This is a genomic window from Psychrobacter sp. Ps1 (assembly GCF_022129425.1).
In the GTDB taxonomy this organism is placed as follows: Bacteria; Pseudomonadota; Gammaproteobacteria; order Pseudomonadales; family Moraxellaceae; genus Psychrobacter.
On record NZ_JADQAN010000004.1, the window covers coordinates 22,842 to 44,943 of the forward strand.

Annotated in this window: 20 protein-coding genes; 9 read left to right on the top strand and 11 right to left on the bottom strand. The window is 44.1% G+C overall.

Going from position 1 to position 22,102, the window contains the following annotated elements:
• The first annotated feature begins 78 nt into the window (after window positions 1-78).
• Complete coding sequence (locus I3249_RS02615) at window positions 79-1,209, top strand: S-(hydroxymethyl)glutathione dehydrogenase/class III alcohol dehydrogenase (protein ID WP_238068423.1); 1,131 nt, start codon at window positions 79-81, stop codon at window positions 1,207-1,209.
• A gap of 391 nt (window positions 1,210-1,600) precedes the next feature.
• Here the strand turns inward: I3249_RS02615 and I3249_RS02620 are convergent, their stop codons facing one another.
• Together I3249_RS02620 and I3249_RS02625 are read right to left on the bottom strand one after the other, a co-directional pair.
• Window positions 1,601-2,296 (bottom strand): haloacid dehalogenase type II, encoded by a 696-nt coding sequence (locus tag I3249_RS02620; protein WP_238068424.1) that lies wholly within the window; start codon window positions 2,294-2,296, stop codon window positions 1,601-1,603.
• 44 nt (window positions 2,297-2,340) lie between these two features.
• Window positions 2,341-2,994 carry a DsbA family oxidoreductase gene (locus I3249_RS02625; protein WP_238068425.1) on the bottom strand — a complete coding sequence of 218 codons (654 nt, stop codon included), beginning with the start codon at window positions 2,992-2,994 and terminating at the stop codon, window positions 2,341-2,343.
• 391 nt (window positions 2,995-3,385) lie between these two features.
• Here I3249_RS02625 and nfsB point away from each other — a divergent pair, with 391 nt between their 5' ends.
• The 7 genes from nfsB to I3249_RS02660 all read left to right on the top strand — a co-directional run bounded on the left by nfsB (window position 3,386) and on the right by I3249_RS02660 (window position 11,263).
• Window positions 3,386-4,042: an oxygen-insensitive NAD(P)H nitroreductase gene (gene nfsB, locus I3249_RS02630; RefSeq protein ID WP_238068426.1), complete on the top strand. Its 657-nt coding sequence runs from the start codon at window positions 3,386-3,388 to the stop codon at window positions 4,040-4,042.
• A 333-nt stretch (window positions 4,043-4,375) separates the two neighbouring features.
• A complete protein-coding gene (locus tag I3249_RS02635; protein ID WP_238068428.1) occupies window positions 4,376-5,047 on the top strand; it encodes a 2Fe-2S iron-sulfur cluster-binding protein in 672 nt (223 codons plus the stop codon).
• Window positions 5,044-6,036 carry a xanthine dehydrogenase family protein subunit M gene (locus tag I3249_RS02640; protein WP_238068429.1) on the top strand — a complete coding sequence of 331 codons (993 nt, stop codon included), beginning with the start codon at window positions 5,044-5,046 and terminating at the stop codon, window positions 6,034-6,036. Before I3249_RS02635 ends, I3249_RS02640 begins: the two co-directional genes overlap by 4 nt.
• Before the next feature lie 2 nt (window positions 6,037-6,038).
• Window positions 6,039-8,477, top strand: a complete 2,439-nt coding sequence (locus I3249_RS02645; protein WP_238068431.1) for a xanthine dehydrogenase family protein molybdopterin-binding subunit — start codon at window positions 6,039-6,041, stop codon at window positions 8,475-8,477.
• Between the two features lie 111 nt (window positions 8,478-8,588).
• A complete protein-coding gene (locus I3249_RS02650) occupies window positions 8,589-9,926 on the top strand; it encodes an XdhC/CoxI family protein (protein ID WP_238068433.1) in 1,338 nt (445 codons plus the stop codon).
• Window positions 9,923-10,645, top strand: coding sequence for a nucleotidyltransferase family protein (locus tag I3249_RS02655; protein WP_238068435.1), 723 nt, complete (start codon window positions 9,923-9,925; stop codon window positions 10,643-10,645). Before I3249_RS02650 ends, I3249_RS02655 begins: the two co-directional genes overlap by 4 nt.
• Window positions 10,646-10,687: 42 nt before the next feature.
• Window positions 10,688-11,263 (top strand): GNAT family N-acetyltransferase, encoded by a 576-nt coding sequence (locus I3249_RS02660; protein WP_238068436.1) that lies wholly within the window; start codon window positions 10,688-10,690, stop codon window positions 11,261-11,263.
• Between the two features lie 19 nt (window positions 11,264-11,282).
• Here the strand turns inward: I3249_RS02660 and I3249_RS02665 are convergent, their stop codons facing one another.
• From I3249_RS02665 to I3249_RS02690, 6 genes are all read right to left on the bottom strand, one after another.
• A complete protein-coding gene (locus I3249_RS02665) occupies window positions 11,283-11,963 on the bottom strand; it encodes a protein N-lysine methyltransferase family protein (RefSeq protein WP_238068437.1) in 681 nt (226 codons plus the stop codon).
• A 418-nt stretch (window positions 11,964-12,381) separates the two neighbouring features.
• On the bottom strand, window positions 12,382-12,996 hold the full coding sequence (locus I3249_RS02670) for a hypothetical protein (RefSeq protein ID WP_238068438.1): 615 nt from the start codon (window positions 12,994-12,996) through the stop codon (window positions 12,382-12,384).
• Window positions 12,997-13,136: 140 nt separating this feature from the next.
• Window positions 13,137-13,760 (bottom strand): hypothetical protein, encoded by a 624-nt coding sequence (locus tag I3249_RS02675; protein WP_165598499.1) that lies wholly within the window; start codon window positions 13,758-13,760, stop codon window positions 13,137-13,139.
• 123 nt (window positions 13,761-13,883) lie between these two features.
• Complete coding sequence (locus tag I3249_RS02680; RefSeq protein ID WP_238068439.1) at window positions 13,884-14,633, bottom strand: PhnD/SsuA/transferrin family substrate-binding protein; 750 nt, start codon at window positions 14,631-14,633, stop codon at window positions 13,884-13,886.
• Window positions 14,634-14,636: 3 nt separating this feature from the next.
• The gene (locus I3249_RS02685) at window positions 14,637-15,131 is read right to left on the bottom strand and encodes a PAS domain-containing protein (protein ID WP_102090406.1); all 495 of its coding nucleotides are present in this window, start codon (window positions 15,129-15,131) and stop codon (window positions 14,637-14,639) included.
• 176 nt (window positions 15,132-15,307) lie between these two features.
• On the bottom strand, window positions 15,308-15,670 hold the full coding sequence (locus tag I3249_RS02690; protein ID WP_010201036.1) for a roadblock/LC7 domain-containing protein: 363 nt from the start codon (window positions 15,668-15,670) through the stop codon (window positions 15,308-15,310).
• A gap of 621 nt (window positions 15,671-16,291) precedes the next feature.
• Between I3249_RS02690 and gdhA the strand changes: the two genes are divergently transcribed.
• A complete protein-coding gene (gene gdhA / locus I3249_RS02695; protein WP_238068440.1) occupies window positions 16,292-17,638 on the top strand; it encodes an NADP-specific glutamate dehydrogenase in 1,347 nt (448 codons plus the stop codon).
• 114 nt (window positions 17,639-17,752) lie between these two features.
• Here the strand turns inward: gdhA and hutI are convergent, their stop codons facing one another.
• From hutI to hutH, 3 genes are all read right to left on the bottom strand, one after another.
• On the bottom strand, window positions 17,753-19,036 hold the full coding sequence (gene hutI / locus I3249_RS02700) for an imidazolonepropionase (protein WP_238068571.1): 1,284 nt from the start codon (window positions 19,034-19,036) through the stop codon (window positions 17,753-17,755).
• A gap of 92 nt (window positions 19,037-19,128) precedes the next feature.
• Entirely contained in the window at window positions 19,129-20,184 is a 1,056-nt protein-coding gene (gene hutG / locus I3249_RS02705) for a formimidoylglutamase (RefSeq protein WP_238068441.1), read from the bottom strand.
• A gap of 23 nt (window positions 20,185-20,207) precedes the next feature.
• Complete coding sequence (gene hutH / locus I3249_RS02710) at window positions 20,208-21,770, bottom strand: histidine ammonia-lyase (protein ID WP_238068442.1); 1,563 nt, start codon at window positions 21,768-21,770, stop codon at window positions 20,208-20,210.
• Window positions 21,771-22,102 lie beyond the last annotated feature (332 nt).

Sequence of the window (22,102 nt, forward strand, 5' to 3'; positions counted from 1 at the left end):
TAATGATTGGGCGTGAATGACGTTTTAAGTTTACGCTACGTTACAATCCATCAATAACAATCAAAAAGAGAGATTCCTATGTCAGATAAATTTATCAAATCAAAAGCCGCCATCGCTTGGGGCCCAAAGCAGCCATTGTCTATCGAAGAAGTAGATGTCATGCTGCCACGTAAAGGCGAAGTACTGGTAAAAATCGTGGCCAGCGGTGTCTGTCACACAGATGCTTTTACCTTATCTGGTGAAGATCCAGAAGGCGTGTTCCCTGCGATCTTGGGTCATGAAGGTGGCGGTATCGTTGAGCAAGTTGGTGAAGGCGTAACCAGCGTTCAGGTCGGTGATCATGTCATTCCGTTATACACGGCAGAGTGCGGCGTTTGTAAAATGTGCCGCTCAGGCAAAACCAATCTTTGCTCAGCAGTACGCGAGACGCAAGGTAAAGGCTTGATGCCAGATGGCACGACGCGTTTTTACAAAGACGGCGAGCCTATCTATCATTATATGGGTTGCTCAACGTTTTCTGAATATACTGTGCTACCAGAGATTTCTCTAGCCAAAGTCAATAAAGAAGCGCCATTAGAAGAAGTTTGCTTGCTTGGTTGCGGTGTCACCACAGGCATGGGCGCAGTCATGAATACTGCAAAAGTTGAAGAGGGCGCAACCGTGGCTATCTTCGGTATGGGCGGTATCGGACTGTCAGCAGTGATTGGTGCTGCTATGGCAAAAGCCAGCCGTATCATTGTGATTGATATTAACGAGAGCAAGTTTGAGTTAGCTAAAAAACTAGGCGCAACCGATTGCATCAATCCGAAAGATTATGACAAACCGATTCAAGAAGTTATTGTTGAGCTAACCGATGGCGGTGTGGATTATTCGTTTGAATGTATCGGTAACGTCGATGTTATGCGTTCAGCGCTAGAGTGCTGCCACAAAGGTTGGGGCGAGTCAGTCATCATCGGTGTCGCTGGTGCTGGACAAGAAATCTCAACCCGTCCATTCCAGTTAGTAACTGGTCGAGTCTGGAAAGGTTCCGCGTTTGGTGGGGTAAAAGGTCGCACAGAACTACCAGGTTATGTCGAGCGTTATCTGGCAGGTGAGATTCCTTTACAAGACTTTATCACTCATACGATGCCGATAGAAGACGTCAACGAAGCGTTTGACTTGATGCACAAAGGCGAAAGTATCCGTACGGTTGTACATTTCTCAGAGTAATTAATGACAGCAGCAACGAGGTTATTGTCTTAGAAATACTTTATTAAAAATAAAAAGGCTGCTTCAATATTGAGGCAGCCTTTTTTTAATGTTATTTGCAGACATAGCTTAAAGGTTAGGGTCTGTTGAACATTCAAATGTGGTGCTGGCAGTCACTATTTTTTAGGCAATATACAGTGAAATTTTTGACGCCTAGTCATTCTAGGTTAAACAATTTCGCCATATATTGGCAGAAAATAGTACTACCCTGAAAGGCTGATGCTAAAATCACCCCAAATGTTGTTGCAATCCTAGTTAAGGTCTCGACATTATCGTCGGTTTGCGCCTAATTTGGTGCAATTTTAGCAATCAGCAGCCCTAATATTTGAATGTTCAACAGACCCTAAATGTATCAAGCACTTTTTTTGCTAATGATTAGATCCGCTAGTGTCGATAAATCTGATGCGGTCAAATCAGGAACTGGTACATTAGGCGCGTTTAGCATCGCATTATAGGGACGGGTCAAAAACGCACCGCGACAACCTGCCGCTTGTGCGCCTATGGTATCCCAGAGATGACAGGCGACAAGGCATAAATCTGACGTATCAACAGCTAGCGTATCAGCCACCAATTGGTAAGTATCAGGTGCTGGCTTGAACTTGCTAACAGTCTCAATGCTAAAGTGCTGTTCAAAGTACTGACTGAGTCCTGCTTTTTCTAATGGCGTTGGGGACGCACTGCTTGCTGAATTGGTCAGCGTGACCAGTCGAAACCCTGCATCGCGCAAACGAGTCAGTGCTGGCGCTGCATCAGGATGGGCAGGTAACGCATTCATTCTTTCTTTGAACTCATTGATGTCGGCGTCTGTCAAAGTCACTTGTCTGATGTTAGCAACCATTTGCAATGCACCAACGCCAAGTTCACCAAAAGGCGTATAGAGACCGGACAATGTCATAGTTTGCGAGTACAGTACCAACTGAGCGAACCATTCTCTTAGCACTCTTTGCTTGCCAAAGACGTGGGTGAATAAAGGCGTTAGCGTATCGATATCGAGCAGTGTTTCGTTGACGTCGAACACAATAATCGAGGGAAAGCGTTCAGAAGACATACAGTATCCTTTTATAGAATGGCATTCTTATAACGTCAGGTGGTTTACTCAGTCATGTTGGCCAATTGCTCTAAGATACTGATGTAGTTCTCGACCCCTTGCGCACCGCTGACCAGATGACGCTCATTAAAGATAATCGCTGGTACACTTTGGATGCCTTGCTGTTGCCAATGCTGCTCTTCTGCTCGTACTTCTTTTGCAAAAAATTGACCTTCTAACACTGCCAATGATTCACTACGATCAAGCCCAGTATCTGCTGCAATATCGGCAAGCACATTGATATCGGAGATATCTCTGTTATTGGTGAAATGCGCGGCAAATAAGGATTGCTTTAGCTCATGCATGCGGCCTTGTTGATCAGCGAAATGTAGCAGCTGATGCAAATTAAAGGTGTTATGCATACGTGTATCATCATTGAAATTAAATTCAAAGCCAACTTCCTGGCCAGCTTCAGTCATTCTAACTCGGCTAGCATCTGACTCTTGCTTGGTAGAGCCGTACTTCTCGATGATGTGCTCACGTAGGTTTTGACCTTCGCTTGGCATATTTGGGTTTAGCTCAAACGGGTGCCAGTGGATAGTGTGAGCGGTATTGGTTTGCTCAAGTGCTACTGCTAATTGGCGATAACCGATGACGCACCAAGGGCAGACGACATCTGAGACGATATCTATTCGGAGTGGTTTTTCTGATGTGCTCATATTTCCTCGCGGGTACTATTATTTATGTTTTGTTTGGGATGTATGGATAGAGGCATATCAGTTGGAATCAAGCAGATATACCTAGTTATCAGACAACTATAACTAGTTACCATGTATCAAGTCAGTTCATACTAAGAGAATGACTAAGTGATTACAATGTAGTCTGCGCAGTCGACGTCGCCAATTCGGTAGCGTAATTGTAATCATTACTAATAAGAAAGTAGGCGTTTTTGCAATACGCTGACTCAGTCATAACAAAACCTACGAATACTTAACCAAGCAGGCATGGTCATAAAATAGCTTTTTATTTAAAGTGACTTCGTTAAATAGCAATCGAAGAAGAAAAATTCTAAGAAAGAATAAAAAACTAATATCGATAACGGAGTCACAGATGAAAAATATCACTGAAGCAATGAACTGGCGCTATAGCACAAAAGAATTTGATACCAATAAGAAAATCTCAGCAGAAGACTTCCAAAGTCTAAAGGATATTTTGCGCCTCAGTCCTTCGAGTACCAACATTCAGCCTTGGCATTTTGTGATTGCTGATGATGAAGCTGGTAAAGCCCGAATTGCTAAAGGCACTGAGGGCATGTATGAGTTCAACGATGCCAAAGTAAAAGGTGCCTCGCACGTTATTGTATTCTGTAGCCGTGTCTATGCTGATGATGATTTTTTGAATGACATCTTAGAAAAAGAAGATGCAGATGGTCGTTTCGCAGAGCCAAAATTTAAAGAGCAAATGCATGAGACGCGTAAAATGTTTTTGGACATTCGTCGTTATGAGCAAAAGGACGAGCCACATTGGTTGATAGAGCAATTGTATCTTAATATGGGCGCTCTACTACTAGGGGCTGCAACCTTAGGTATTGATGCGGTTCCGATGGAAGGAGCGGACTTAAAGGCACTTGATGAAGAGTTTGATTTACGTAGTAAAGGCTACACCGCTGTGGCAGTCGTATCGCTTGGTTATCGTAGTAAAGACGATTTTAACGCTGAACTACCGAAATCACGCTTTGATGAAGAAACAATTATCACGAAGGCATAGCCAGTTGTCAGCTAAATAAATGACATTTTTGATAGACATATCTACTGAATACTATATGTAAAAAGACTATTTAAGAGCCTTATAAACTGACTGTTTATGGGGCTTTTTTTCGAGACTTCCTTTGAAATAACGTTAAAAACTGAGGATAAAAAATATACCACCTATTAGCAGCGCTAACATTTCGATACTTTCGCAGATTAGAAACTACACTGGAATCCCTACAAAGTAAAAACAAAACAACTTTTTTCATACGTCATAATAAATTTATTGACGCTGTCATTTTGAAGCGTATTTCACCATTTTATTATATTCATCTGCCAGCGAGAAGCCAGCATGTCTACTTTGACCTTAACAATCAACAAGCAAGATTATCAGCTTGAAAATCTTGACGCTCGTACGACACTGCTCGACGTCTGTCGTCAGCACCTACAAATTACTGGACCCAAAAAAGGCTGCGACCATGGTCAATGCGGAGCATGTACCATGCTCATCAATGGACGACGGGTCAATTCCTGTCTGACACTCGCCGTTATGCATGATGGTGATGACATCACAACAATTGAAGGCATTGGAATGCCAGAGTCGTTATCGGCATTGCAGCAAGCATTTAAAGACAACGACGCTTTTCAGTGCGGATATTGCACGCCTGGTCAGATTTGTTCAGCTACCGCCTTGATAGAAGAAGTAAAGCAAAACTGGCCAAGCCATGTGAGCACCGACTTAAAAAATCCTGATGGTCACCTTGTACAAGAAATTGCTGAGCGCATGAGCGGTAATATCTGTCGCTGCTCAGCTTATCCAAATATTATCAAAGCCATTTCACAAGTGCTTGAAAGTCAAATTTCAGAGAGTCAAGTATCAGAATCTAGTGCTCAAACAACAGACAACGTAGTGCAAAACTCAAGCGTGACAGGTATCTGGTCACCGCCACCGAGCGAGGCGCAACTTGGTAAGACCTCAGCGAATAACAAGACGGCAACTGCTACAACAGGAGGCCGCTCATGAAACGCTTTGAATACAGTCGTGCTGATGCACCAGAGCAAGCGGCAATATCTGCTAGTACCAAAGATGCGTCTTTTATCGCAGGTGGTACCAACTTATTAGATCTAATGAAATTGGAGATTGAGACGCCAATTAAATTGGTCGATATCACCCGTTTAGAGTTAGAAAAGGTCGAAACCACTGCCGACGGAGGTTTGCGTATCGGTACGCTTGTGACCAATAGTGATTTGGCGGCGCATCCTGAAGTTATTGCCAATTATCCCGTATTATCCCGAGCGATTTTGGCAGGAGCGACCGGACAGCTGCGTAACAAAGCGACCACTGGCGGTAACTTCTTACAGCGCACCCGTTGTTATTATTTTTATCAGACGGACAGCGCCTGTAATAAGCGTGAACCGGGAACAGGTTGTCCAGCTATCAATGGCGAGAACCGTACGCTAGCTATTTTAGGTACGAGTGATGCCTGTATCGCGCAGCATCCATCTGACATGGCAGTGGCGATGCGCTTGCTGGATGCCACTATCGAGACAGTCAAAGCGGACGGGTCTACTCGTACCATCAATGTGAAAGACTTTTATTGTTTACCAAAAGATACACCACATATCGAAAACGTATTAGAGGCAGGCGAGTTAATTACTCATGTTGTATTACCTGCACCTATCAAGGGTATGCACACCTATGACAAAGTGCGCGATCGCGCCTCTTATGCCTTTGCACTCGTATCCTGTGCAGCAGTAATAGACGCTGATGATAGCGGTAATCTAAAGACGGTACGATTAGCATTTGGTGGTATCGGTACGGAGCCATGGCGTAATGAAGAAGTTGAGGCACTGTTGACGGATACCGATGGCAATAATGACGTTATCGTGCAAGCTGCCGATCTGTTATTGAATGATGCCAAAGGTAATGGTCAAAACGACTTTAAGATACCGTTGACGCGTCGCCTACTAAAACAAGTCATTCAGCGCGCACTAGCGGGCGAGGGAGCATAATCATGTCATTATTTGAATCAATTACTCAGTCAGAACCGACCAAAAAAATGACCATGGATGAACCTGTTGAGTCTTTGTTTAGCACAACAGCGAGCAAACTGGTTGGTAAGCCAATTAACCGTGTTGACGGCTCGCTAAAGGTTAGTGGTCAAGCACCTTACAGTGCCGAAATCCATTTAGACAATAAAGCGTACGGTGTCTTGGTTGGTGCGACCATTGCCAAAGGACAAGTTGAGAATATCGATAGTAGTTCTTTAGATGGCATTCCTAATATTATCAAGGTCGTGACAGACCCTAAGCACTTCTTGCGTAATTCTCAGCAAGGCGGATTGAAAAAAGCCCCGAAGCAGGGAGCGACTGAGATTTTTTATCATGGTCAGCCCATCGCTGTTGTAATCGCTGAAACCTTTGAGGCAGCAACAGAAGGAGCGAACGCGCTTAAAGTCACTTATAAAGATGAGACTGACCAAGCGGCATTAAATTTTACTAAAGAGTTGTCCAACGCCCATGAAGTTGATGAGAAAAAAGGCTCTGATAAAAATTATGTCCAAGGTGATCCTGAGCAAGGATTGGCTGATGCTGAAGTAACACTTGATCGCTTTTATCATACGCCAAGTCAAAACAGCTCGGCGATGGAGCCACATGCAACATTGGCACATTGGGAAGGGGGTAAGTTAATTCTTTATACGGCCAATCAAATGCTGGCGTCTTGTAAGCAGCAAGTCATGGATGCGCTAGACTTAAATAAAGATCAAGTTCAACTGATCGCGCACTATGTCGGTGGCGGGTTCGGTAGCAAGCTCGGTATAGCGCCTGAATCTATTGCCGCTGCTATTGCGTCAAAAGATCTTGGTCGTCCAGTATTAATTACCATGACCCGTCCACAAGTGATGGAAGCCACAGTTAGACGCTCAAATACTCGTCAGCGCATTGCAATTGGCTGCGATAAAAATGGCGTTATCGATACGTTAATTCACGATACCATTTCTAGTAATTTGCCAGACGAGGCGTTCTTTGAGCCAACTGCCTTGTCTACGCACTATCTATACAGTGGTAAAAACCGCCGTGTGAATTATGAAATGGTCGACATGAACCAAGTGCTATCAGGTTCGATGCGTGCGCCTGGTGAAGCGGTCGGTATGATTGCCGTTGAATGTGCGATGGATGAATTGGCTGCGCAGTTAGACCTTGATCCTATAGAGCTGCGCCGCCGTAATGAACCCGAAAAAGACCCTAGTAAAGACATTCCATTTTCGACGCGCCAGCTGATTGCCTGTATGGAGCAAGGTGCTGAGCATTTCGGTTGGAGTCAGCGCAACGCAAAGCCTGCTAGCCAGTTAGAAGGCGACTGGTGGATAGGCACAGGCATGGCTGCGGCCGCACGTGGTAATCAGTTACAGTCTTCTGAAGCTCGTGCAACGCTGCAAATCGATAAGTCAAAAATGCTCGGTGTTAAAGCGGTTATTGAGACAGATATGACAGATATCGGTACTGGGTCTTATACGGTGTTTTCTCAGGTAGCTGCAGATTTATTAGGACTACCTATTGACCATATCGAGATGAAATTAGGTGATAGTGCCTTACCACCTGCATCAGGTTCTGGTGGTAGCTGGGGCGCAGCAAGTGCAGGTAGTGGTGTCTACCTCGCTTGTGAGCAGCTGCGTGAGATGCTAGCAGCAAAAGTCGGTCTATACCCTGATACGATTCAGCTAGATAATGGTCAAATTAAGCAAGTAGGCAAGCACGATTTGACAGCGGTAGAGACAGCCAAAGAGAATGGTCAAGCGTTTGCTGATAGCACTATTGATAAAATATCTGAAACCACAGGCGTTTCGTTTTCAGAGAATGTATTAGAAGAACAGTCAGAATCAGAAAAATATAATTTTGACAATACAGAGTCATATGCACTTGCTGACGTGGTCGCGGGCTATGAGGAGCAAAAAGTCAGTGCCAAAGGACAGATAAAGCCAGGTAAAAATGGTAAAAAGTATCGTCAGTCTTCTTTTGGTGCAAATTTTGCTGAAGTGGCTGTGCATAAGGTCACTGGTGAGATTCGTGTAAAACGTATGACAGGCGCATTTGCCGCAGGTCGTATTCTTAACCACAAGACAGCGACTTCGCAATGCTATGGCGGCATGGTATTCGGTATTGGCTCAGCGTTGATGGAAGAGGTCATCCACGATAAACGTGATGGTCGCCTATGTAACCATGACCTCGCTGAGTATCATGTGCCAGTTAATGCCGATGTACCGCAGTTAGATGTGATATTGGTCGAAGAGGATGATCCTTATACCAACCCAATGCATATCAAGGGCATTGGTGAGACTGCTATTGCTGGTGCTGCCGCTGCGATTGCTAACGCTGTCTACAATGCCGTCGGCGTACGCGTTTATGATTTTCCGATTACGCTTGATAAATTGCTTTACGAGATGCCAGAGTAATTTTTTGAGCCATATGTACGACAGGAACCCGCTTAATGAGCGGGTTTTTATAACTCAATCAGCAGTATATTTCGTCATTATCAAGAAAATAACTACCAAATAAGAGGCGTTATGAATCAGGTCGCTGACATTCTTAAGCTGGCAATCAAAGTTAAGCAACAAGGTGTTGATGCTGTATTGGCAACGGTCGTACGTACTGAAGGCTCAGCATATCGCCGTGCTGGCGCGATGATGCTCATCTGTGAGGATGGTCGCTCAGTTGGGATGATTAGTGGTGGTTGCTTGGAGCCGCATATTATCAAACGTGCCTTTTGGCTTACTCGTAACGGTGCCAATGTGCAAGTTTATCAAACGGGTGATGACATTAAATATGCTGACGATGGCCAAGCGCAAGCAAGCGTGAAGCGAACTAACTCTGATATATATGATGGGTCGGATGACGGTTTAGATAGCAATTTAAATAGCGGCTTAGATGACGCGGACTTTGATGAGCTAAATTTTGGATTGGGCTGTAATGGGCGAGTGCATGTATTATTTGAGCGACTAACGACAGCAACGCCATTGCTAGAGACAATCCGTAATGTTCGACGTACTCAGCATCCGATTACTGTAGCGACTTTAATTCGTGCTGACGACTATCAGCATCAAGATTCTATATCGCAAAACAGTGATAATTTGAAAATTGGGATGCGTATTAATTTAGGTGAATACTGCAATTTGGGAAGTGTTTCTGCACTAGGGAAAACAGCTCTTTCAAGCATACTTGCCAATACTGTAGAAGAATTAGCAGAATATAAGCTGTCTGATAAAAATGCCGAATATGTGACGGTGGAAAACGGCGAGGTAACAACAGAGTGGCTTGTGCAACGCCTGCAACCACAATTGCGTCTACTGATTTGCGGGGCAGGTAATGACGTGATGCCACTAGTGACCATGGCCAAGCTGCAAGATTGGCATGTGACAGTTATAGATAGTCGCGCGCAATATGCAACTCGTATGCGGTTTCCTCAAGCGGATGTTGTGATGTCGCTATCTTTAGATGACAGTGAGACTTTGCTTAAGCTCAGTAATAACGCAGCCGTCGCCCTGATGTCACACAGCTTGAGTCAAGATCGCGCTCGCTTAGCGACATTACTAAAGCATTCAAACAATTATAAATACTTAGGACAGTTAGGGCCGCGCTATCGAACCGAACGTTTAATTAATGAGATTAGCATAAACCTTAGCAATCCTACTATGTTAGAAGCTGGCATTCATAAATTACATTATCCGATTGGTTATAAGCTGGGTGGAGATGGTCCTGAGGCACTTGCGCTTGGTATCATGGCACAGATAAATGCCGTTATGCACAATCAAGATGCTCCAGTAAGTGGTTCGCATAACAATGTTTCAGATATCCCAGCGGTGAGTAGTAATACAGATGCCAATAATGTCCAGAGTGGCGTATGAATAAGCGTGCATTTACAGAAGGTGCTGAACATACAGAAAGTACTGAACAGCAGAGTCAAAATCATGCGGTCATCATCTTGGCAAGTGGCCTCAGTCAGCGTCTTGGTCAACCCAAGCAGCTACTCGTTAAGAATGGCGAGCCATTGATTATTTATATGACACGACTGGCAATAACGACCAATCCGCAAGCCATCGTCGTCGTCATTCCTGATAATCATCATTTGATTGCTAGTGTGATTACAGAGTTGGCCAATCAATATCCAACGGTTCAAATAGTGGTGAACTCACAAGCTGATACTGGTATGGCACATAGTTTACGTTTGGGTATTGAGACAATTGTTGCTTTTGAATCGACTTTAATCGAACGAGTGCTTATCATGGGAGTAGATCAAGTATTGTTAGATAAGCCACATCTAACAGCTTTGCTAGCGGGCAAGCAGACGGTAGTGGCCAGTCGCTATCACAGTTGGCAAGATTTAGCGAAACATCAAAATCGAGATAAAATGGTGTCTGATATTATAGGTCCACCTTTAGCAATTAACTATAAATTGCTTAGACAGTGGCAGTCAGAATTGATAGGAGACAAAGGGCTTCGTCATCTCATTAGAGGATTGCCCGCTGATCAAATAGGTGAGGTCGATAATGACCAACTTAGCTACGATATTGATACAGCGGAGCAGCTAGCTTATGCAAAACAACAAGGCTGGCTTGATAGCTAGCCTGATTAATTTATTTGAATAGTATTCATTTTGAACAACGAAATGCGAGAGAATAAAATTATAAATACGATAGAAACCGAACGACTGTACCTCAGACAATGGCAAGCGAGCGACTTTGCGCCATTCGCTGAGATGAATGCTAATCCTGAAGTAATGGCATACTTTCCTAAGTTATTAACTACTTCGATGAGTAATACTATCGCTAAAAAATGCAAGTCGCTGATTGATGATAATGGGTGGGGTTTTTGGGCGGTGAGTCTAAAAGAGACAGATGCTTTTATCGGTATGGTTGGGTTAAATCATGCGCATGCCGATATGCCATTTTCTCCTGCTGTCGAGATTGCTTGGCGCTTAGATAATGACTATTGGGGATTAGGATATGCGACAGAGGCGGCAAGGGCTTCATTGAATTTTGCATTCGATACATTAGGACTAGATGAAGTCGTTGCCTTTACTGCCGTTATCAATAAGCGCTCACAATTGGTTATGGGGCGCCTTGGTATGACCAATACACAGGAGGATTTTTTTCACCCTATGCTTGAGTCTAATCATCGACTTGCTGAGCATGTGCTGTACAAAATCACTCGGCAGCAATGGCAGGATACTGTGCTCACTTAATTGCATTGACGGCTGGCTTTTACTCTGTTTGGCTAATATTATCTCGCGAAAACGTCAAAATATGCCCTTTAAATGGCAAGTCTAGATAAGTCGTATTTTCAGGTTTTACATGCTTACTACTAAAGCCAAACTCAGCCATCTTATTGGTTAGCTTGTTTTTGCGACCGCGCCCAGGATCGACCACGATGACCTCGCAAGTCGGCATAGCATGGCGGTCAATGAACTCAGCTAATATGTCAATGTGTTGGTCTTCATAGAGCAAGTCACTGCCGATAATCATATCAAACTTACCAAGATGGCTATTATCCTCTGCCCAGTCTAAACGCTCAAAATTAATCTCTTTGTTATTATTCAGCGTGGTATTCCTATCAAGGAAATACTCAACCGTTGGGTGGTAGTCAGTCGCTGTGATGTCCGCATGTCTATGATTCAGTAGCAAACTAGAGAGCGCCATACCGCAGCCAACTTCCAAAATACGTTTGCCTGCAATATCGTAATCGAGCATATGATTGGCCAGCACCAAGCTTGATGGCCATATCACCCCAAACATCGGCCAAGAAGCAGAGCAGATGCCCAAATTTAACGCTTCGTCGTCAGGGTCGCTAAATTGTTGATTGTCACGCAAAGTACAAATATGAATGTCGGTATTGCCAATTTCAATCGTTTGATAACGCACGCGCACAGTGGTCAGCGAAGTCATAAACTGTCCTAAAAAATAAGCAAGAATGCAAGGTTTGGCAGGGGTTGCCGATTTCGGTAGGGTACAACGTTGGAAAAGATAATTAAAATATTGGAAGCGGTATAGATGTTTGAATGATTAGAGATTTGTGGCAACTTAAGTTGTGGCAAGAAAATACCTAAGTGTATGAGAAGAGTATGACCTAAATTCTGACAAGTTATTGTTAATTCTGAGAGTATTGTTATTGCTGCGTAGAATTGGCTGATATCAGGGAGTGATATAGATAAGAATGGTACGAACATTTTCGTATAAGAATAAACAGTGCGCTTGGCTATAATTGAGCGCACTGCTTATGCTTGTGTAAAAAATTGAGCTTGAGCATCAAATCAAACGATGCAACGAAATGAATTAAGCGAGTTAAATCAGTTAAGAAACCCCCTTAGTTAAGAAATCTCAATCCAGACGTTTTAAGTGCCCATACTAACTCGACAAAGGCACGACTGTTGGTCAAAGGTTCGCCATCGATGATGAGAACGTAGCCTGCATTATCTATCCATAAAAATACAAAGCTGGTCTCAGGAATGAGTAGGTCGACCTGCTGAAAAAACGAGATTGCCTGACTCTCTACTGCCCAACCACGTTGCTTTTGGCGGAGCATAAAGCCTGAAAAATCAGCGGCGGCGACACTGAGCATGTCCGCTTCTTCTTGACTATAGCCAACTCGCGCTAAACAAAACCCTTCATCAGAGCCGATCGCGGCACGGCGTTTACCAGATAAGCTCGCCACGACATAAGGCAAAAACTGGTCCAATGGTAAGTTAGGCGCTGGTAAAAACAGTGACAGCTTTTCAATCCAGCCTTGTTCTATAAAGCTCTGTAGCCATTGTTCAGAATAACGCTGAAGCCAGTCAGCAGCAAGCAGCGTCTGATCATAAGACAGCAAATCCTGTAATGCCAGCTGCTCATCAGTTGGTTCGTTCTGTGAAAACGCCTCAAAAATACCAGCTGGCGTCAGGGTGAGATAGGTTTTATCAGCATTTAAGTAAGAAGACATAGTAACTACCATTATGATGAAAGTGATTAATAAGTGACAAATTAAGCTTTCATATCGTTGAGTTCAAATAATTTCGATACAAGGAAACCGAGCGTAAGTTATACATTAGTATGCTTAGCGAGGATGACGACGTAGCTGATTTATATGGATTTGACTATAGTTTGATCGAGATGTTGTTGGCAGTTGTCCCAGCGCGCATCGAATTGCCAGTCACTTCTACCCAAGCGAAACCATACCAGCGAAAATGCGAGACGATCATTGCGTGCAGTACAATGGGCAAAAAACTCGTTTTCGATTTGCTCAATCGTACCCCAGTCTTCGTCCTCACGCGCTTGCATCAGCTCAGTGGTGATGTCTTTAGCGATTTCTCGGGCATCGTCGCTGCTGATACGTAGGCGTTGCTTTTGCTCATTGAGAGAAGGGGATATCAGCACACTCCAACGAGTGGCCAACATACTATTGCGCTGGATGTATCTTTTTTTATCAATACACTCGCGAAAGCCTTGCTGGACATGAGGATATAAACGATCTTTGATACGGGTAAATAGGTTGTTTACATCGTATGGGATATCAAACCAGCAACCATAAAAAAAGTCTGCCACTGCACCCTGTAGCGGTTCTTTCTCCGTCAATAACAAAGCTGCGTTGATACGCTGCTCATGAAAATGACGGTTGTTAGGAGCTAAAAACACTTTACGAGAGTAAAACCGAAATACTCGGTGCGCGACTCTTTCATTTTCTTTGATCAGGTCTGAATCAGACATAATAATACCCTCCTGTCATTGCTATCATTACAACGGTGCTTGCTTCAGTGATATGATGTCATACGACAAGCGATAATGTAATCCAGAGAAATAGCGCTTGATATCAATATAATGATTGAGCGACTAATCCAATAATGTCTGCATCAAATCAATCATAAATTCGGCATCTTCTTCGCTCATTGGCTCAAACCCTTGATGCATGCCAAGCTCAGCCAAGGCTTCTTTACCATCTGCATCGTTGTGTAAATTCAGGATGGCCTCTAGGAAGATTTGCGCATCGGGAAAGTCTTCTTTAACAAGGAGTACATGACTAATATCAGCCAAGTCACTTTCGATAAGTACTGACAGCTGAGTCTTGGTCAAGCGTGAAAAGCTATGAAAAATCTCTGTCAAAAAGAACGCGACTTGGGCTTCACCTTTAATGACTTTTCGGGCAGCCGCTTGATAGGTCTCGGTCACATCCCAGTTGAGATCAGACGCTTCTATATCGACGGCTTCTAGCAAGCGCAAGCCAATCAGTTTGACATCTCGGTTGTCAGCCATCGCGACAGTAGCCCCTGCTTGAATGTCTTCCAAACGGCTGATAGTGCTATTGGCAGCGGCTGCAATGATCATCTCGTCAGATTTACCGATAGGTCGCGCAATGGCTCGATAGCCTTGCTCTCGGATGAGAGTGGCTGCATCAAAAGGGTTGGCATAAATGATTTGAATGTCACCGGCACTAATGACCTGCTCTTGCTCAGCGTGAGAGGCAGGAATATTGAGATGCATGTTTAAGTTGGCACGTTTTTGAATCAAGGTGTTGAACATGTGCCAGCCTGCAAAGCGATCAGGCGAAAAATCAGGGGCGATTAACATATTGTGTGTCGTCATGAGTTAGCCTTCCTCATCTTGTTTCATTTGGGCATATTGAGTCATCGCCGCTTCAATTTTGCTGCGTGATGGTTTGCGTCGTACCGAGGTGTAGCCGACGGTTTCACCGCGACGCACGTTAGGCACCACAGTGGCATAGACCCAATAATGACTGCCGTCTTTGCATAAGTTTTTGACATAGCCATGCCATTTTTGTCCAGACTCGGCAGTACTCCATAAGTCTTTATAGGCAGCTTTTGGCATATCAGGATGACGCAAAATATAGTGCTGTTGGCCAATCAATTCATCTACATGATAGCCACTGATTTCGACGAAGGCATCGTTGACGTGAGTGATGATACCGGCGAGATTGGTACGCGAGACAATCAGCTTACCGTCTGGGTAGGGGCGCTCTATACCAGTATCATAGACAGTCCGTGAGGTGCCATCATGATAAGTCATTGTGATTTGCTCAGCAGGCATATCGGGTTTGTGTGCATCGGGGATTGGAGAACCCATGGTCATCTCCTTCGTTGATCGTTATATCGTCAATCCTCTATAAGTTAGATACGGTGTCAGCCTTGCTTAGCCTACTACTTGTAGTACTTTCACTCGGCTTCCTTGTATCCAAATTATATTGAATCAACTATGTTTATAGTAATTAAAAGCTAATAAATTCGATAAGCAGTCGCTAATCAAATGAGCTTTGCCAATGCTTCTGAAGCGCGCTTAATATCTAGGAATATCAAGCCAAGCTTGGCATTGGGCTTTGCCATGATGGTGAGTACGGCTTCATCGCCTGATGAGGTCATGATGACGTAGCCTTTCTCGCCTTGAATCATAATACGATCGATACTACCGCGTGCCAACTCGCGGCCTGCACGGTCACCTAATGATAATAATGCTGCTGACATAGCACCCACACGATCTTCATCCACGCCGGTTGGTAGAGCTGAAGCAATCATAAGACCATCGTTAGAGATTAGCGCAGATGCTTCAACATCTGCTGATGAACTGTTTAAGTCTTCCAATATCTGCTGAAATGAATCTGTACGCATATCGCTTTCTCTGTACTGGTGATTGGTTTTTTATTTATGAACTAATGAAGTTAGTCAAAAATATCCTTGTTTAAAGAAAGGTATTATAATTCCTTCCTAATAATATTGATATACATTTGCCCAATTAAAAGTAAATTTTTTGGACTTTTATGCCTTTTGTCATCAAATCATTACCCTTTATCTTTATTTTTTCGAGGAAAATGGTGGTTTTTTATTATGTCTAGTCGATGAGCGGTTGAAGACCTAGCAAGATCCTTGGTATTTTTTTGAATAGAGATATTCTTTGTAACTATAGATTAATGTCCATCATTGCTATCAAACGGAGCCGCTGAAATTTAGCTAATAAAAATCGCTTATAGATTCTTATGATGAAGATATTTACTAGACTTATAAGTCTCAAAAATGATATACAGTCATGAGGGATAAATGTTGACACTTCTAAATGCGTTATAAAAATACAAATTGAGTCAGCTTTTTTGATCCTATCAGTCTCTATACATAATCTTGTATAGGGGCGATTTCAGTCTTACATCAACGTTTATAGCCCTTTCGTTTACTCAATATGTTGTAGCGTCGATGTAAATAATTACTATCACCAGTTTTATCCTAAGGAAGAAATACATGAGCATCAGTGAAGCCATCCAAAAAGTCGAAGCACGTTATGCCCATCAGCCCGAATTCATTCAAGCAGTAAAAGAGGTGGCAATTACGATTCAACCTTTATACGATGCGCATCCTGAATATAGTACGTTAAAGGTATTCGAGCGTTTGGTAGAGCCTGATCGGGTATTTGGCTTTCGTATCAATTGGGAAGATGATCAAGGCGTGGTACAAGTCAATCGTGGTTGGCGTGTGCAGTTTTGCAATGCTCTAGGCCCTTACAAAGGCGGTCTTAGATTCCATCCTACCGTCAATCAATCCGTATTGAAGTTCTTAGGCTTTGAGCAGATTTTTAAAAATGCCTTAACTGGCTTGCCTATTGGTGGCGGTAAAGGTGGGTCAGATTTTGATCCTAAAGGTAAAACAGACAGCGAGATTCGTCGTTTTTGCTATGCCTTTATGCGTGAGCTACATCATTACGTGAGCAAAGACATGGATGTGCCTGCTGGTGACATCGGCGTCGGTGGTCGAGAAGTTAGCTATATGTTTGCGATGTATAAGAATTTAACGCGTGAATCAACAGGGGTTATCACTGGCAAAGGCGTGGGCTTTGGTGGCAGCTTGATGCGTACAGAGGCGACTGGCTACGGTGCAGTCTACTTCTTAGAAAATATGCTCATCGCTCAGAACGATAAGCTTCAAGGCAAAAAGGTGCTGATATCAGGAGCAGGTAATGTCTCATTACATGCTGCCGAAAAAGTGAATGCGCTAGGTGGTATGGCAATAACTGTCTCTGATTCACAAGGGACGTTGCATGATGAAAATGGTCTCAATCAAGAAAAAATTGATTGGCTCAAAAAACAAAAGCAGCAAAACAAGCCTTTAGCAGAGTATATTGATGTTTATGGTGGCGAGTGGCTTGCTAAACAAAAACCATGGCAGTTTGAAGCTGATATTGCGATTCCATGCGCTACTCAAAATGAAGTCAATGAAGCTGATGCCAAATTATTGGTCGAAAATGGCGTGAAGTATGTGGTGGAAGGCGCTAATATGCCGCTCACTGCGGAAGCAATTGATTATATCCGTTTGCACCGTGTTCATTATGCACCTGGTAAAGCTGCTAATGCGGGCGGGGTAGCAGTATCTGCGCTTGAAATGTCGCAAAACTCTGTCCGTCAATATCAAACCTTTGAGCAAGTCGATGAGCGTCTAAAAGGTATTATGAAAGATATCCACGACAGTGCTGCGAATGCTTCAGAACAATATGGTCAAACTGACAATGGGTATATCGATTATATGGCTGGTGCCAATATGGTTGGCTTCAAACGTGTGGCTGATGCGTTGGTCGCTTTTGGTATTTTGAACTAGTCTTACTTATAAGTGGTAAACAAGCCTTAGTGGTTGGTTAATATGGACAAATAGCAAAGCCCCAATCATTGAATGGTTGGGGCTTTTTAATTGAGATAAACAAAGGTGGGTTGATTATATTGTGTCGCGCCATTGTCCTTGAACCATGATGCCTTGGATGGGATTTAGCCCCATCTGATAGGCCAAGTCAGCAGGACGAGCGATATCCCATAGCGCTAAATCAGCATCACAGCCGACTTCTATTTTTCCTTTATTAGGTAGACCCAATGCTTGTGCTGCGTGAACAGTAACTCCTGCCAAAACCTCTTCAGTGGTTAAGTAAAATAGCGTACAGCCCATATTCATCGTCAATAAAAGCGACGTTAACGGTGAGGTGCCAGGGTTACAGTCGGTTGAAATAGCCATGGGAACTTGATGTTTACGTAAGGCTTCAATCGGCGGTAACTTAGTGTCACGTAACGTATAAAACGCCCCTGGCAATATCACAGCAACCGTATTGCTAGCGGCCATTTTTTTGATATCTTCTTCTGATAAGTGCTCTAGATGGTCGCTCGATAGCCCTTTATATTCAGCAACTAAGGCACTACCACCTATATCAGACAGCTGCTCAGAGTGCAGTTTGACTGGTAGATTTAATGAGCGAGCCACTTCAAAGACTCGTCTGATTTGCTCTGTGCTAAAGGCGATGTTTTCACAGAAACCATCGACCGCATCGACCAAGCCTTCTTCATGCAGAATGGGTAGCCACTCGCAGACTTGCTCAATATAGTCATCTGCACGATTTTTATACTCAGTGGGTAGGGCATGCGCTGCTAGGTAAGTGGTGCTCACATGAATGTCGTATTTTTCTCCCAGTTGACGAGCGACCGTGAGCATTTTGCGCTCCGTGTCCAAGTCCAAGCCATAACCTGACTTGATTTCGATACTGGTGACACCTTCTTTCATAAGTGCGATTAAGCGTTTTTCACTTTGTGCAAATAGCGATTCAATACTGGCGGCGCGAGTGGCACTGACTGTCGCGACAATACCACCGCCTTGTGCTGCAATGTCTTGATAACTGACACCTTGCAAACGCGCTTCGAATTCATTGCTGCGGTTGCCGCCATAAACGATATGCGTATGACAATCGATGAGCCCAGGCGTTATCCATTTACCATCGACGTCTATGACTTGATTTTCTTGATAATGAGGCAGATGAGTAGCGGTTTGCTCCTGTGCCCCAATCCAAGCAATCTTGCCGTTTTTAATACCGATAGCCGCGTTCTCTAACTGACCGTATGGGATATTATTAGCATCTGAATTATCGTAAATATCGAAACCATAGTTCGCTGAAAACGTCGCAATGTTGGCATTGATAATGAGTTGATCAAACGATGTCATAGTAGACTCGTCTAGCATCTGTTCTGTAGAGTTTTTCGATACGGAGTTCTTTAATTCATTCATAATATGCTCCTAATTTTTGTGAAGTCAGTGATCTTTATTGGCAAGATCTAAGCGCTAAGTAAGTGCTGCTCTACAATAGTGGCCAGTAAGCGAGCAGCGACTTTGCAGCTACGACTGTCAATATCAAAGGTAGGGTTAATCTCAGCAATGTCTGCCATTTTTACTTTGCCTGATGCCATGATGGTTTTGACCATACGCTCAACGAAACCCAGTTCAATGCCAAAGACGGCAGGTGCGCTCACACCTGGAACGACACTAGATGGTAAGCAGTCCATATCGATGGTCAGATACACGATATCGACCTGATTGATAAAGCTTTTGACCCGCTCAGCAAGTGTATCCCAAGGCTGATAATGACAGTCTTCATCACTAATCACCTGTACGCCTAGCTGCTCAGCACGATCAAAGAGCGCTGCCGTATTAGAAAAGCGACTGACGCCAATACAGCAATAATGAAAGGGTTGACCATGTGCGTCAAGATGCTCGGCAATCTGGCGAAATGGTGTACCAGAGGTCGCTACATCAGACTGACGAATATCAAGATGAGCATCAAAATTAATAATCCCAATAGTAGGCGCTGTGTTTGTGCTGATAGTTGTTTCGCTAGTATTTTCTAAGGCCTGCCATAATCCCAAAAAGCTACCATAAGCAATGGCATGACCACCGCCAAGCCCGATGGGTAATCCACCTTGCTTAACGATAGTGCTCACTGCATCGGCATATTTAATCTGAGCTTGCTCAAGGATGCTCTCGGCAAAGCCATCATTATCATCACAATGAATGTCGCCAGCATCACCCAATAAGGTTGATAATTGACCATCAAAACGTTGTTGTAAATCAGCGATGACTGGCAGCGTAGCAAAAGCTCGACGAATCAATGGCGGGGCAGCTCTGGCACCCACGCGGCCTTGATTGCGTCTGACGCCTTGATCACAGGCAAAGCCAATTAGCCCAATATGTTGAGCCTCATAAGGCTGAGCAAGCTGATACCAATAGCGGGCACGCGTAGTCTCAAATGGCTCTGCACGTCCTGTCCACTGGCTCATATCAGCAGGTGTATGGCTAATGCGTGTGGTAGTCATTGGTGTTCTCGCTATGGTCATCGCTGCTCTCCGCTTATTGATCTTTATTTAGACTCGTACCAATCGCTGCGTAGTGACTGCCAATGTTCAGCAAGTGTACCGTCTAATACCAATTGCTTGGCTGCTTCGATATCAGGGGCGAGGTAGCGATCTTTATCATAGAACGTCACTTTCTCACGTAGTTTTTGATGTGCCACAGTCAACGGCTCTGATGTCTCGAGTCCTCGATGAAAATCAATACCTTGACCAGCAGCCAGTAGCTCAATACCTATGATAGTCGCAGTGTTTTGCGCCATCTCATATAGGCGGCGTGCGCAATAGGTAGCCATTGAGACGTGATCTTCTTGGTTGGCAGAAGTCGGGATGCTATCGACGCTACCAGGATGGGCGATAGATTTGTTTTCTGAAGCCAGTGCTGCTGCGGTTACATGAGCAATCATAAAGCCTGAGTTTACCCCAGCGTTATCGACTAGGAATGGTGGCAGACCACCTGACAAAGTTGCATCGATCAGCAAAGCGACACGGCGCTCAGACATCGAGCCAATCTCAGCGATTGCCAATGCTAAAATATCCGCGGCAAAAGCGACTGGCTCAGCATGGAAGTTACCACCTGATATGGCGACCGGACCATCTTCATTATTAAAGATAAGCGGATTGTCTGTTACCGCATTGGATTCGATTAGCAGCGTTTTCCCTGCTTGGTTGATGATATCAAGACAGGCACCCATGACCTGTGGCTGACAGCGTAAGCAATAAGGGTCTTGAACGCGATCATCTTGCTCGCCATCGTGCGAGGCGCGGATAGCACTGCCTTTGATCAATTGACGGTGTGCTTTGGCGATCTCTATTTGACCATGATGACCGCGTACTTCGTGAATACGCGCATCAAATGGTGAATCTGAGCCTTTGGCGGCATCAATTGACAGTGAGCCGACGATAGTAGCTGTCTCAAGTAAATCACGCGCTAAGAAATAACCACGCAATGCTAGCGCAGTTGAGACTTGCGTACCGTTGATAAGCGCAAGGCCTTCTTTGGCTGCAAGAGTAATAGGCTCAAGTCCATGCTTTGCTAGGGCATCAGCAGCTGGCACTTTTTTACCAGCGACAAACACATCACCTTCACCCATCATCGCAAGTGTCATATGTGATAGTGGCGCTAAGTCACCAGAGGCACCAACTGAGCCTTTGGCTGGGATATTGGGGGTGATTTGATTGTTGATTAAACCAAGTAAACTATCTACCACCTCGCGACGTACGCCAGACACACCTTGTGCTAGGCTAGCAACTTTCATCACCATAATCAGGCGCACCACGCCCTCTGGTAGCGCGTCACCCGTACCTACCGAGTGAGAAATGATTAGGTTACGCTGTAGCAGCTCAAGCTGGTCATCACTGATGCGGGTTTTGGCAAGTAGGCCAAAACCAGTGTTGATACCATAAGCGCTTTTGTCTCGCGCAATGATGGTACGTACATCTTCGTGCGAGGCATCTATCGCCTCATAAGCGCTCTCAGGTAGTGTCAATATGACAGGCTGCTCGTAGATATCACGTAGCATCTCAAAGCTAAGCTGGCGAGGATGTAGGGTTAGTTGTTTGATATTGTTCATAGGGGTAATCCTAGTATTGTAAGTCATATAGTAATTCCACTATAAAAGTATTACAGCGTTAACCTCGCTTGAAGTATCACGTATACATCTACACTCGGTTGCCTTGTACTACTTTTAAATTGAATCGACTATATGGGTTATATTATTTTTGTTTAGGGCGTGTCCTCATTTTAAAAATGGTGATAAAGATGAGATAAATTGCCGTCAAACGAGGAAAATAGTGCAGATAATATCGAGATGTTGACCAACTATTTGACGATGTTTGGCAAAATTTAGCTGTTTTTAGCCCATTTAGAGGACACTCGTTTGAATTGAGGACACGCCCTAGTATC

What these genes read in the sequence shown, in the direction of transcription:
- I3249_RS02640 (WP_238068429.1), top strand. Translation starts at nt 5,044, where the DNA reads ATGAAACGCTTTGAATACAGTCGTGCTGATGCACCAGAGCAAGCGGCA.
- I3249_RS02670 (WP_238068438.1), bottom strand. Translation starts at nt 12,996, where the DNA reads ATGTCTTCTTACTTAAATGCTGATAAAACCTATCTCACCCTGACGCCA.
- I3249_RS02685 (WP_102090406.1), bottom strand. Translation starts at nt 15,131, where the DNA reads ATGGGTTCTCCAATCCCCGATGCACACAAACCCGATATGCCTGCTGAG.
- I3249_RS02665 (WP_238068437.1), bottom strand. Translation starts at nt 11,963, where the DNA reads ATGACTTCGCTGACCACTGTGCGCGTGCGTTATCAAACGATTGAAATT.
- I3249_RS02690 (WP_010201036.1), bottom strand. Translation starts at nt 15,670, where the DNA reads ATGCGTACAGATTCATTTCAGCAGATATTGGAAGACTTAAACAGTTCA.
- I3249_RS02645 (WP_238068431.1), top strand. Translation starts at nt 6,039, where the DNA reads ATGTCATTATTTGAATCAATTACTCAGTCAGAACCGACCAAAAAAATG.
- I3249_RS02650 (WP_238068433.1), top strand. Translation starts at nt 8,589, where the DNA reads ATGAATCAGGTCGCTGACATTCTTAAGCTGGCAATCAAAGTTAAGCAA.
- gdhA (WP_238068440.1), top strand. Translation starts at nt 16,292, where the DNA reads ATGAGCATCAGTGAAGCCATCCAAAAAGTCGAAGCACGTTATGCCCAT.
- I3249_RS02625 (WP_238068425.1), bottom strand. Translation starts at nt 2,994, where the DNA reads ATGAGCACATCAGAAAAACCACTCCGAATAGATATCGTCTCAGATGTC.
- I3249_RS02635 (WP_238068428.1), top strand. Translation starts at nt 4,376, where the DNA reads ATGTCTACTTTGACCTTAACAATCAACAAGCAAGATTATCAGCTTGAA.
- I3249_RS02615 (WP_238068423.1), top strand. Translation starts at nt 79, where the DNA reads ATGTCAGATAAATTTATCAAATCAAAAGCCGCCATCGCTTGGGGCCCA.
- hutI (WP_238068571.1), bottom strand. Translation starts at nt 19,036, where the DNA reads ATGCTAGACGAGTCTACTATGACATCGTTTGATCAACTCATTATCAAT.
- nfsB (WP_238068426.1), top strand. Translation starts at nt 3,386, where the DNA reads ATGAAAAATATCACTGAAGCAATGAACTGGCGCTATAGCACAAAAGAA.
- I3249_RS02660 (WP_238068436.1), top strand. Translation starts at nt 10,688, where the DNA reads ATGCGAGAGAATAAAATTATAAATACGATAGAAACCGAACGACTGTAC.
- I3249_RS02620 (WP_238068424.1), bottom strand. Translation starts at nt 2,296, where the DNA reads ATGTCTTCTGAACGCTTTCCCTCGATTATTGTGTTCGACGTCAACGAA.
- I3249_RS02680 (WP_238068439.1), bottom strand. Translation starts at nt 14,633, where the DNA reads ATGACGACACACAATATGTTAATCGCCCCTGATTTTTCGCCTGATCGC.
- I3249_RS02675 (WP_165598499.1), bottom strand. Translation starts at nt 13,760, where the DNA reads ATGTCTGATTCAGACCTGATCAAAGAAAATGAAAGAGTCGCGCACCGA.
- hutG (WP_238068441.1), bottom strand. Translation starts at nt 20,184, where the DNA reads ATGACCATAGCGAGAACACCAATGACTACCACACGCATTAGCCATACA.
- hutH (WP_238068442.1), bottom strand. Translation starts at nt 21,770, where the DNA reads ATGAACAATATCAAACAACTAACCCTACATCCTCGCCAGCTTAGCTTT.
- I3249_RS02655 (WP_238068435.1), top strand. Translation starts at nt 9,923, where the DNA reads ATGAATAAGCGTGCATTTACAGAAGGTGCTGAACATACAGAAAGTACT.